The following is an 11,780-nucleotide window of genomic DNA, read 5'->3' as shown; positions in this document are numbered from 1 at the left end:
TCTGGTGGCTGCGGGCTTTTTCATTCGTTTATTTTACCAGCTTTTGACACTGAAGTTTTTTTGACCTGAATCCTTACGGGCGATCGCCCAGGCCGACCAAAACCAGTACACTACCATCAAAGCCAAATCTCTCAGCGGTATAGCAGCGCTGTACCGAGAACCGGGAGAATTTGACCAAGCCCTGCAGCACCATGCAGAAGCAATCGAAATACTCGATCGAGCCAGCGCTAAATTAGACCGAGCCGAAGCTTGCTATCAACTAGCACTAACAGAACAAAAACTTGGTAACATCGAGAAAACTCAAGAAAATTTTGAGCGCGCCCTTCAACTGTTCAGCGAAATGGACGCCAGCAAACAAGTAGAAAAAGTACAGTTAGCTGCGACCCAAAAAACTGAAAAAATACCTAATTAATTCAGAAATAAATCAGAAAATAGATACAATAAACGAAAGAACAACCATAAACTTTGTAGATATGAAACTAAAACGATTGGGACACGTAGCCGTCTGCGTGCAAGACATAGAGAAGTCTGCTGAATTCTACCGCAACTTGGGTATGGAGTTAGTCTGGAAAGATGCAGACTGGGCTTATTTGAAAGCAGGAGAGGACGGATTGGCGCTGTTGAGTCCGAGTTACGACCAAGCAGGGCCGCATTTTGGGTTTGTATTTGACGATCGCACCGAAATGGAATCCGCCTACGAACAACTCAAAGCCGATGGTGTTTCCGTCACCCACATCCACGAACACCGCGACGGTACTGCATCCTTTTACGGCAGAGATCCAGATGGGAACGGCTTCGAGTACCTTTACGAACCGGCCTGACGATTCTAGGGCTTACGAATCAAAACCCAAGAAACCGGGTTTTTAGCGGTTTCTGCGAGTTGCAGTGCGTCTTCTCGACAAAAACCCGGTTTCTGACCACGTGCGATCGCAAAATAAACTAAGTAACCGCACAGAAAAAAATAGAATACCCAGATACCCGGCGCAAGCGTTCCTTCTTCCGTTCCCGGAACATCCCTACAACTCCCCGAATAATCTGAGGTACTCACACCGAGGCTTCTCAAGTAAGGTGCAGGCTGTGAATCCAAAATATATCCACAACTTCCGAAAATCGGCTCGATAATCTAAAATCTAAAATCTAAAATCTAAAATCCTCATGTTGCAGAGAATACAAGTCAGAAACCGCTGGAAATCAATTTTCAAACCCTGGGAAGAAGCAGACCCTTGGCTGTTTGGCGCTTGCATCGCCCTCACCATCTTCGGGGGAGTCATGATCCGCAGCGTCGAAATCAACCAGGGGATGATCGACTGGTGGCGGCACTGGGTAACTGGGGCAGTGGGTTTGATCCTCGCCATCATCATTTCCCGCTGCCGTTACCAAACACTGATTGAGTGGAAATGGCCGATTTACATATTAATCAATTTGTCCCTGATCGCAGTGCGGTTTATCGGTACTACAGGGCTCGGTGCCCAGCGGTGGATCAACATCGGCGGCTTTTACCTGCAACCGTCAGAATTTGCCAAAGTAGGCATGATTATCACTTTAGCAGCTCTCCTGCACGACAAGACTGTCCCCACGGTGGGTCATATGTTGAGGATGCTGGCGATTATGGCTGTACCTTGGGGATTGATCTTTGCCGAACCAAATTTAGGTACTTCCTTAGTCTTCGGCGCGATCACAATGGGGATGTTTTACTGGGGAAATGTCAATCCCGGCTGGCTAATATTGCTATTCTCTCCTCTCATCTCAGTTCTCCTCAATAACCTGTATACACCGATTTGGGTAGCCTGGGTAGTTGTTGCAGGTATTATCGCTTGGCGAACCCTGCCTTGGCCCTGGTTGGGGACTTTCGGTGCTGTGTTGGTGAACGTTGTTTCTGGACAAGTCGGACAGCTTTTTTGGAATGTACTCAAGGATTATCAAAAAATGCGTCTGACAGGGTTTTTAAACCCGGAGAAAGACCCTTTAGGTAGCGGATATCACTTGATTCAATCTCGGATTGCTATTGGGGCCGGGGAACTGAAAGGCAGGGGTTTGTTTCAGGGAACGCAAACTCAGCTTAACTTTATTCCCGAACAGCATACAGACTTTATCTTTTCAGCCATTGGCGAAGAATTGGGGTTTATTGGCTGCATTTGCGTGCTGTTTGTCTTTTGGGTAATTTGTTTCAGGTTGGTGACGATCGCTCAAACTGCTAACGATAATTTTGGTTCTTTGCTGGCGATCGGCGTACTGTCAATGTTGATTTTTCAGGTATTCGTAAATATTGGGATGAACATTGGCTTGGCGCCGGTTACGGGGATTCCCCTGCCTTTCCTAAGTTACGGGAATGCGTCGCTGCTGAGTAATTTTCTCGGCCTGGGGCTGGTGGAGGCGGTGGCCAGCCAGCGACAGCGCAAGAAGCGTTGGAATTAGGTCATTGGTAATGGGTAATGAGTTTTGGGAATGCGATCGCCCTTTTGATTTCTTTCGAGAGATTCTGCGGGCGATCGTATTTTTTTTCGATCGGCCTAGGCGCATCTAAATTTTACAGTTCCTGAGCCTAGCCTTGATGACTGTCAAGTTTTATAAAGTTCTTGTGGGGTGCGCGCGAGAACCCCCCCAACAATAAAATTTAGAGTCCTAACAGCTTAAGTAGATCAACTTAATTAAACCACTCCTGACGCAAAAAATAAATGCTTTTATGCGCTATGGGTAAGCCAGTCTCTGTGCAGTCGAGGCCCTACTGAGGACGTTATTCATGCCTAAAACCCTTGCTATTATTACATCTTTTTCTCCTTCTTCCTTCTGCCTTCTTCCTGACATCCGTTATATCCGTTACAAAATTCGTTGCCGAACTTCCTTCTGCCTTCTTCCTGACATCCGTTACATCCGTTACATCCGTTACATCCCGTACATTGCTCGTTGCCGAACTTCCTTCTTCATGACATCCGTTACATCCGCTACATCCCGTACATTGCTCGTTGCCGAACTTCCTTCTTCCTGACATCCCTCGGACTGACATCCGTTACATCCGTTACATCCGCTACATAATCCGTTGCCGAACTTCCTTCGCCCCTGATTACTCGTTCATATTCTTGTAAGTAGCAACAGCAGAAGGCGAACTCCGGTTTAAATAACGGAATATCCAATACTTAAATACCGTATCCAAGATAACTGGAAACGTCGCAATGAACAAAAATATGAACTGCCTATTTTCTGGTAGTCCCAAATGCCTCGATAAACCTTCGAGAATTACTTCCCAACCGTGAGGCGAGTGGAATCCCACAAACACATCTGTAAACAAAATAATTACGAAAGCTTTCGCACTGTCGCTGAGGCCGTAAATCACATCGTCCATAAAAGACTTTAAAATCTCAATCTCTTTCTTGTTAGTGACGATAATCGCGGCAAAAGCCATGCAGGAAATCAAATCGGCAAAAATATTTTTAATGGCTCCACCACTTTCAGCGCGGTATTCCTCCGCTATTTCAACTGCTTTCGCGGCAATCATCTTTTCCGTTTCCTCTAAAGAAAGCGAGGGAGCAGTGCCTATTAACCTTTGAAAATTGAGGTGCTGCTCAAATCTCTCCAGTTCTTGAAATGCTTCTTCTTCCAGGTTAACATTTATGAAAACGGGAGCATTTTCTTGACCTCTAAAATGGTCAACTATCGGGCCGACTAGAAAGTTTTTGGAAATTTGATTCGTCAACAGCGGAACTAAAATCAAAAGCAAAATAAATCTGAGAGAAATAATTGTTTTTACTTTGGAATTGCGAAAATTCTTGACTACTTCTTTTTCAGCTCCAGGGTCTAAATCTTTAGTGATGCGATTCAAAGTCCCCAAAAGCGATCGCGGTAATAAATTTACTTCTTCATAGTTAGTGTCAACCTCACCATCGTGAATTTGAACAGAATTAGCTGAACCTTTATTTTTTGGATCGGGTGGAGAGCTGCTATTTGTAGATTTTGCCGACAAATTTACTGAACTGACAACCGGAACAATTGCCGTCGATCTACTATTATTAATATACTTGTCGATAACTCCATCAATAAACTCTAGCTTCTCAAATATAAGGGATTCTCTATCTTTCTTGTTGAGATGTAATCCGTGCTGGTGATAATCAGCGCTGTCCCCCGTTTTGGGTTTAGCCCCCACTCGCTCCGGCAGTTCCAAAAAAGAACGGCTAGCATTAAACTCAACCATTCGGGTTTGGATGACCTTGAGGTATTTTTGCAGTTCGGATTTAAAGTAAGACAGGGTGCTTTGTCCGTAATCTCCCGATCGCTCAGAGATTCCTTGACCGCCAAAATGCTCGTCTTCGATCGCCTTAATTGCTAACGCAGCATCGTAGGCTTGTTCTAGAGCTCTCTCAGGCGTTTCTCGATACCATTGGTGAAGGCTGTAGAGATATTTTACAATCCTGTTCCACGGAGAAGTATTCATAGCTAAAGCTGGTTAGTTGGCTGTAGACATTAGTGATTAAAGTATTCACGGTATGGTAACAAATTTACATAAATTGAGAACTGCCACCGAAGATTCAATTTGGATTGTCGGATCTGCCCGCAGTGGCAAAACCACTCGTTTAGTCGAGCAGTTCTGCATTTGGAGCAAAACTGTCAAGCCTCTGCCTGCAACAGTTTCAGGGCGATCGAGTTCCGGGCGGCGGCGGGCTGGACAAACTGCGCCAGCAATTTTAGTCTTAGCAGCTAACGGAGACAATCGGCTAGAATTAGCCGATCGCATCGCCGTCGCTACCGAAGGAAAATATACCTTTCACTCCACAACACCCTTCGGTTTTTTTGAGCAGGAGGTATTGTTATTTTGGCCCCTGCTAGTTCAGTCGCTGGATTTGAGGGCTCAATTTCCCCTACGGCTGCAACCTGAAACAGAACTGGAACTTGCCGCGAGACTCTGGCGTCGCGAACTAGACGAAGGCATTTTGCAAAAAACAGGGGTCAGCCCAAATCGAATGGTGCGTCGAACACTAGACTTATTACAACTTGCTGCTGTCAGCGGTACGCCGAGAGAAGAGATTCCCAGCATTCTGGAACAGGGATTTGCTGGTGAGGGCGGCTCGACCAACCTGTGGACTAGCATGGGAGAGTTGCTGGAAAGGTGGCGGGAGTGGTGCTTGACGCGGGGGCTCCTGACTTACGGGATTGTTTGCGAACTCTACTGGCGCTATTTGTTGCCGGATGTCAGTTACCAGCAGCATTTGGCCTCTAGATACCAAGCTGCGATCGCAGACGATGTTGACGATTATCCGGCGATAAGTCGCCATTTGTTCGATCGAATGCTCGACCAAGGTGCGGCGGGGGCGTTCTCCTACAATCCAGATGGAGGAGTTCGTTTGGGCTTGGGGGCGGACACGGAATACCTAGCCAGACTCGAAAGCCGCTGTCAAAGCGTGGTAAATTTGGACGAAAAAGCTGGTTTAGCCGCAGAGATTGGAGAGTTAGCGGTAAGTTTAGCAGTTAATACTGAGGGTTTTTATCCTTTAGGCTTCAGTTTGCCCGGTAAAGTTCGATCGCTCCAAACCACTTCCCGCGCTCAACTGCTGCGAGAAACCGCCGAAATCATCGTCGATGCGGTGAAGTCACAAGCCGTGGAACCGCAGGAAATCGCCGTAATTGCCCCTGGGATGGATGCGATCGCCCGTTACAGTTTAACGGAAATTCTCGCGCGAGATGGTATCGCCGCCGTATCTCTCAACGATCAGCGGCCGCTCTCGACTACCCCAGAGATTCGAGCTTTACTCACTTTGTTAGCCTTAGTTTATCCGGGACTCGGCCGTTTAGTCGATCGAGACGGCACAGCCGAAATGCTGGTAGTGTTGGGCAGCCAGAAACACCGTTCATTGGAAACAGAAGATTCCAACTCGACGTTCAATCTAAAATCTCAAATTCACAATCAAAAATCGATCGACCAAGTGAGAGCAGGTTTAATCGCCGATCACTGTTTTTGTCCAGATATCGATCGACCTCAATTGCTGCCCATTACAGCCTTTCCCCGGTGGGACAGAGTGGGACACCGAGCAGCCAGGGCCTACGAGCACATTGTCGAGTGGATCGAACAACAGCGGTCGCAACAGCAGGAGCGGCTGTTGCCGAGTCCAATTGCCCTACTCGATCGAGCCATCCAGAAATTTCTCATGAACGACAGATACCTCCCCTACGATCGGCTAGCAGCCCTGCGCGAGTTAATGGAAACCGCCACCCACTACTGGGAAATCAACGGGCGAATGCAGCGCGTAGAACCAACAAACGGCGGCGACTCAGAAACGATCGCCCGGTTCATCCAGTTGTTGCGCCAAGGAACCGTCACCGCCAACCCCTTTCCAGTGCGTCCAGAAGGCCCAGCAGCCAGAGCCGTCACCCTCGCCAACATTTTCCAGTACCGCAGCAGCCGCCGCGCCCACAAATGGCACTTTTGGCTGGATGCCGGCTCGCCCCTGTGGCTAAGCGGTGGTGCGGCGACATTGTTTGGCGCTCCCTTATTTTTGCGATCGCAACTGGGGCGCCCCTGGGAAAACGAAGAGGAAACAGCGGCCGACCAACAGCGACTGCGGCGAATTCTGCTAGATTTGTTAAGTCGCTGTTCCCTGCTTTACCTGTGCCACAGCGAACTATCCGTCAGTGGACAAGAACAAACCGGGCCGCTTCTGCCCCTAATTAACAGCTCTGTTTCTTGTCAGCAGTCAGCATGAGGCATTCACTTCTGCAGGCAAAAGGCAAATCTGTATTCAGCATTCAACATTCGGAAAGAAAAAATTATGACGGCGAAGATTTTTATTTTTTCTGATTCTGGATAAATACACCGGGCTGACTCCAAGCCAGACTTCTAGGTTCTATCGAAATGGCGCGATGTTAAAGTATACCCAACCTAGGCCTCAAAACGTGCAATCATTAATATTTTGAGATCAAAAGATGCCCCGCTTAAAAAATATCTATAGCCGTGGCAGTTTTGATTTAGTATGTTAGAAATGATGGGGTTATTAATCAATTTTAAGCCAGATTGGTGGCAACAAACTGATACTAATCAGTTCTTAAAGTAAATCGGGATCGTCGTTTAAAGGAGCCAAAATAATGCCAACTGCAGTGCCATTAGTAATTATACCACCTCCCACACCAACACCAGAACCAGAACCAGAGACGCCAACACCAGAGACGCCAGAACCAGAGACGCCAGAACCAGAGACGCCAACACCAACTCCGACTCCGACTCCAACACCTCCAACACCTCCCTCCGGGGACGACACAATTGGCGACATAGACGACACAGGGGGCGGAGGCCAAGGTACCTCGCCCGGAATCATCGGCGGCGTAGTCCGCGGCACCGAAACCAACGACTCCTTAGCTGGCAGTCCCGGCCCCGACGTGATTTCCGGGCTGCAAGGCAACGACACCTTGCAAGGAGTCGGAGGCGACGATTTACTATTTGGCAACGACGATGACGACGTGCTGTTCGGCAATGAGGGCAACGACGTTCTTGATGGCGGTTCAGGACTCGATACCCTGTACGGAGGCAAAGATAACGACTCCCTCGATGGGGGAAATAACCCTGACCTGCTTTATGGCAATGACGCCAACGACACGGTAATCGGAGGCGAAGGCAGAGACACGGCTTACGGCGGCAAAGGCAGCGACAGCTTGCGTGGCGGTTCTGGCGACGATAGCTTTTTGGGCGATCGAGGCGACGACATCCTCTGGGGCGACCAAGGCAATGACTCGCTCTTCGGTGGCGACGGCGAAGACTTGGTATTTGGCAACGAAGGAGGCGACTGGCTATACGGAAACGCCGGCGGGGATACATTTTTTTCCGGCGACGGCGATGACATCGTATTCGGCGGCGACGGCGACGACATCGTGGACGGCGGTGCTGGCAATGATGTTCTTTGGGGCGAAGCAGGCAAAGACGTAGTGGCAGGAGGCGAAGGCAGAGATGTCTTCGTCATCGGCGCCTTCAGTTCCCCCAGCGGCAGCAGCGACGGCACTAACGCGGCATTTCTCACCACAGGCGGCCCCGATATCGCCGATGCCGACATTTTCACAGACTTTCGCCAAGGCGAAGATTTAATCGGGTTAACCGGCGACCTCAAGTTTGAAGATTTGGTAATCTTCCAAAGCACCGAGACCAAAGCCGGCAGTACGATTATTCGCAACGGCGTCAGCGGCGACTTTTTAGCAGTATTGCCGGGAGTAGACAGCAGAACCCTAGGGCGAAGCTCATTTGTAATTGCCCCCACAGTTCCCGGCAGCGCAACTCCACTTCCCCTACCGACGCCGACAGACAGTCCGACACCGACAGGAAGTCCGACGCCGACAGGAAGTCCGACGCCGACAGGAAGTCCGACGCCGCCGACACCGCCGACGCCGCCGACGCCGCCGACACCGCCGACACCGCCGACACCGGACGAGCCGCTGCCGACGTTCCCGACGCCGAATTTGCCGACGCCGACAGGAAGTCCGACGCCGACAGGAAGTCCGCCGCCTATCTTTAACCAACCTCCAAGAGCAGTTAACGATAACTTCACTACGGTTGCGGGTCAAGAACTCAGTTTCAACGTTCTGTTGAACGACACTGACCAGGAACAAAGCGCTCTGACTGTCACGACTTTTGCTCCAGCAAGCAAAGGGAGCCTGGTTCCCGTGGGCGGCGGCGTATTCAAATACACCCCGAATCCGGGCTTCTCGGGAACTGACAGCTTCAGCTACTCGATCTCCGACGGCAGCGGTGGCACAAGTAAGGCGGTAGTAACCATCAACGTCAGTAGCCCGCCGCAGCTAATAATTAACGACGGTGTAGTGGTTGCCAAAAGTAATCCTATCCAGACAATCACTGCCGCCGATTTGTTAATCACAGATCCCGACAACAGCCCCTTGGAAATCGTTTACACGATTACTAAAGCCCCCGATGCTACCAGAGGTTTTGTCCAAAGGGGTAGCACGTTTCTCAACGTCGGCGGCAAATTCAGCCAAGACGATATCAACAACAACATCGTCAAATACAACTTGCTGGCAGAAGGTGGCAGCGACAGTTTCACGTTTACAGCCTCCGATGGGTCTGCAACTATCGGGCCGGCATCCTTCAGCATCACGGTGGTAGATAATATTGTCGATCGCAGCGCACTCCCGGCCAGCAGCTTTACAGGCAGCAACCTCAGCGACTTCATCGTCGGCGGGCCCGGCGACGATACCCTCGCTGGGGGCGAGGGCAACGACATCATGGACGGCAGTGGCGGCAACGACCTCCTATTCGGTGAAGCAGGCAACGACTCGCTGGTGGGTGCGATCGGCAACGACACCGTTGACGGCGGACTCGGCAACGACACCGTTGACGGCCAAGACGGCATAGACTCGCTGATCGGCGGACTGGGCAACGACCTGATGTTCGGCGGCAATGACAATGACATCCTAGGCGGCGGTGACAACAACGACACCATTGACGGCGGAACAGGCAATGACTCGATATTGGGAGAATCCGGCGAGGACTCGATACTTGGTGGCGCCGGGATTGACACCTTACTTGGTGGCATTGGCGACGACTCCCTTGACGGCGGTGCCGGCGACGACATCCTAGACGGTGGATTGGGCAGAAACTTGCTCGACGGCGGTATCAATAACGATTCCATCTTGGGCGGCGACAACGATGACACGATTTTGGGTGGAGAAGGCAACGACACGGGACTAGGAGGTTCCGGCAATGACTACGTGTTGGGCGAGGCCGGCAGCGACTCCCTCGACGGCCAAGCGGGCGACGACACTCTCGACGGCGGTGCAGGCAGCGACTGTCTCAGCGGCGCCTTCGGCAATGACTTGGTATTGGGTGGCGATGACAACGACTCGCTTTCGGGCGGTGAAGGCAATGACATTTTGGGCGGTGGCAACGGTTCTGACTTGCTCACGGGCGATGCTGGCAATGATTTCTTCTACTATGAAACTCCCAGCGAAGGCGTGGACGTGATTGCTGACTTTAACGCTAACGGCAGCGAGACCGACAGATTTTTGTTCAGGTCGTCAAATTTCGCAGGTTTAACCAACTCAGGAACTACTCTCGATTTCACCAGTTTTATCGTCAGGAATATCGGGTCTAGCGGCGACGACATTAGCAAGCAATCAGTCATTTTGTTTGAATCTAAATTTGACAACGCTCAAGCAATAAATGCAGTGTTGAAGAATCAAAACGGTTCGAGCAAAACGGGAGCTTTCTTCGTGTACCTGAACAATACTTTTAACAAGTACGTTCTCGGCTTCGACCCGAATGTGGCAGATGACAGTCTCCCAGCTTTCGATTTGGCAGTGTTGAATTCTATTCCTACAGTGCCGGGAGCGCTCAGCACCGTCATTACTGCATCTGACTTTAAGTTTATTTAGTAGTTTTGAGTAGCGTCGCAAGGAGTCGGAACAATGCCAAGTGCAGTACCACTAATTTTTCTCGAAGGGCGGCTACCCGATGAAAACGCGGATAGTTTGGATAGCGGCACGGTGCCGCAGCCTACGCCGTCGCCGGGGACGGAGCCGCCGATGATGACGGGGACGGAGCCGCCGATGATGACGGGGACGGAGCCGCCGATGATGACGGGGACGGAGCCGCCGATGGTGACGGGGACGGGCCCGGACATTTCGGTCACGCCTGTGCCGCGGCCAACTCTGACAGTTCCCACGCCTCCCCCAGAGCCACTTTTTGTCGATGGCTTAGTTGTCGCAAATGACGGCAGTAACTATTTAATCGGCAGCTTGTTCAATGACACGATTGCCGGGGGTGCCGGCGACGACACACTTTTGAGTCGGGACGGAGACGATCTACTCAGGGGCGAAGACGGTAACGATTCTCTCAACGGTGGCGCTGGTAAAGATATTGTTGAGGGCGGGCGCGGTAATGACACGGCGCGGGGCGGCAAAGACGATGACTTGGTTTCTGGCGACGAGGGCGATGACTTAGCTTTTGGCGACCTGGGCAATGATATTGTCTTGGGTTCTGAAGGTAACGACACGCTGTACGGCGGTAAAGGCAATGACTGTCTGCGCGGTGGTGGGGAGGACGACCTGATTTTTGGCGACAGGGGCAGTGACACTGTTTTTGGCGACACGGGTAACGACTGCCTGATTGGCGGCGCTGGCAATGATATTTTGTTGGGCCAGCAGGGCGGGGATGTTATCACCGGCGGTGTTGGTAACGATACTGGTGATGGCGGCGAGGGTGATGACCTGCTCTTCGGGGGCGATGGCAATGATTCTTTGTCTGGAGATGCTGGGGATGATATTCTTTCGGGCGATCGCGGGTCTGATACTCTGACAGGAGGCGACGGATCGGATATCTTTGTTCTCGGTAGGGTGGGCACGTCGCCCGGTAGCAATGGGTTTCTTACTACTGGCGGCCGCGAAATCGGCGATGCTGATGTAATTAGAGATTTTAATCCGGGAGATTCGATCGGTCTGGCTGGAGGTTTGAATTTTACAGAGTTAGAAATTTTCCAGGGCCAAGGCTCGAATTCTAGCAACACGATTATTAGGGACAGGCAAACTGGGGAATTTTTGGCGGTGTTGATTGATGTTCGATCGAACTCGCTAGATGAATCTCGGTTCACTACAGCTCAAATACCCCGCGTAGACGACAATCCTTTCACCATTGAGGGGACAACAACTAGCCCCACAACGGGGACAACAACTAGCCCCACAACGGGGACAACAACGAATCCCACAACGGGGACAACAACTAACCCCACAACGGGGACAACAACTAACCCCACAACGGGGACAACAACTAACCCCACAACGGGGACAACAACTAACCCCAC

9 protein-coding genes are annotated in these 11,780 nt (G+C 50.8%); 6 read left to right on the top strand and 3 right to left on the bottom strand.

Going from position 1 to position 11,780, the window contains the following annotated elements:
- The first annotated feature begins 82 nt into the window (after positions 1-82).
- Together QT973_RS21995 and QT973_RS21990 are read left to right on the top strand one after the other, a co-directional pair.
- The gene (locus QT973_RS21995) at positions 83-412 is read left to right on the top strand and encodes a tetratricopeptide repeat protein (protein ID WP_333340605.1); all 330 of its coding nucleotides are present in this window, start codon (positions 83-85) and stop codon (positions 410-412) included.
- A gap of 61 nt (positions 413-473) precedes the next feature.
- Entirely contained in the window at positions 474-821 is a 348-nt protein-coding gene (locus QT973_RS21990) for a VOC family protein (protein ID WP_190661613.1), read from the top strand.
- A 5-nt stretch (positions 822-826) separates the two neighbouring features.
- Here QT973_RS21990 and QT973_RS21985 read toward each other — a convergent pair whose 3' ends face one another.
- On the bottom strand, positions 827-1,048 hold the full coding sequence (locus tag QT973_RS21985; protein ID WP_333233637.1) for a hypothetical protein: 222 nt from the start codon (positions 1,046-1,048) through the stop codon (positions 827-829).
- Between the two features lie 107 nt (positions 1,049-1,155).
- Between QT973_RS21985 and rodA the strand changes: the two genes are divergently transcribed.
- Entirely contained in the window at positions 1,156-2,415 is a 1,260-nt protein-coding gene (gene rodA / locus QT973_RS21980) for a rod shape-determining protein RodA (protein ID WP_333055266.1), read from the top strand.
- 319 nt (positions 2,416-2,734) lie between these two features.
- Here the strand turns inward: rodA and QT973_RS21975 are convergent, their stop codons facing one another.
- Positions 2,735-3,004 carry a hypothetical protein gene (locus QT973_RS21975; RefSeq protein ID WP_333055268.1) on the bottom strand — a complete coding sequence of 90 codons (270 nt, stop codon included), beginning with the start codon at positions 3,002-3,004 and terminating at the stop codon, positions 2,735-2,737.
- A 57-nt stretch (positions 3,005-3,061) separates the two neighbouring features.
- Entirely contained in the window at positions 3,062-4,426 is a 1,365-nt protein-coding gene (locus tag QT973_RS21970; protein ID WP_333055269.1) for a proton extrusion protein PcxA, read from the bottom strand.
- Between the two features lie 52 nt (positions 4,427-4,478).
- On the opposite strand from QT973_RS21970, the gene QT973_RS21965 reads away from it, so the two are divergent.
- From QT973_RS21965 to QT973_RS21955, 3 genes are all read left to right on the top strand, one after another.
- Positions 4,479-6,689 carry a recombinase family protein gene (locus QT973_RS21965; protein WP_333392169.1) on the top strand — a complete coding sequence of 737 codons (2,211 nt, stop codon included), beginning with the start codon at positions 4,479-4,481 and terminating at the stop codon, positions 6,687-6,689.
- Positions 6,690-7,068: 379 nt separating this feature from the next.
- Positions 7,069-10,356, top strand: a complete 3,288-nt coding sequence (locus tag QT973_RS21960) for an Ig-like domain-containing protein (RefSeq protein WP_333392167.1) — start codon at positions 7,069-7,071, stop codon at positions 10,354-10,356.
- A gap of 33 nt (positions 10,357-10,389) precedes the next feature.
- A partial coding sequence (locus tag QT973_RS21955; RefSeq protein WP_333392166.1) for a calcium-binding protein occupies positions 10,390-11,780 on the top strand: 1,391 nt, incomplete at its 3' end.

Origin of the sequence: Microcoleus sp. Z1_A1, from assembly GCF_036700305.1 — a bacterium.
GTDB lineage: Bacteria > Cyanobacteriota > Cyanobacteriia > Cyanobacteriales > Microcoleaceae > Microcoleus.
Note: the sequence above shows the minus strand (reverse complement) of the source record. Positions and strands in the feature narration are given on the sequence as shown.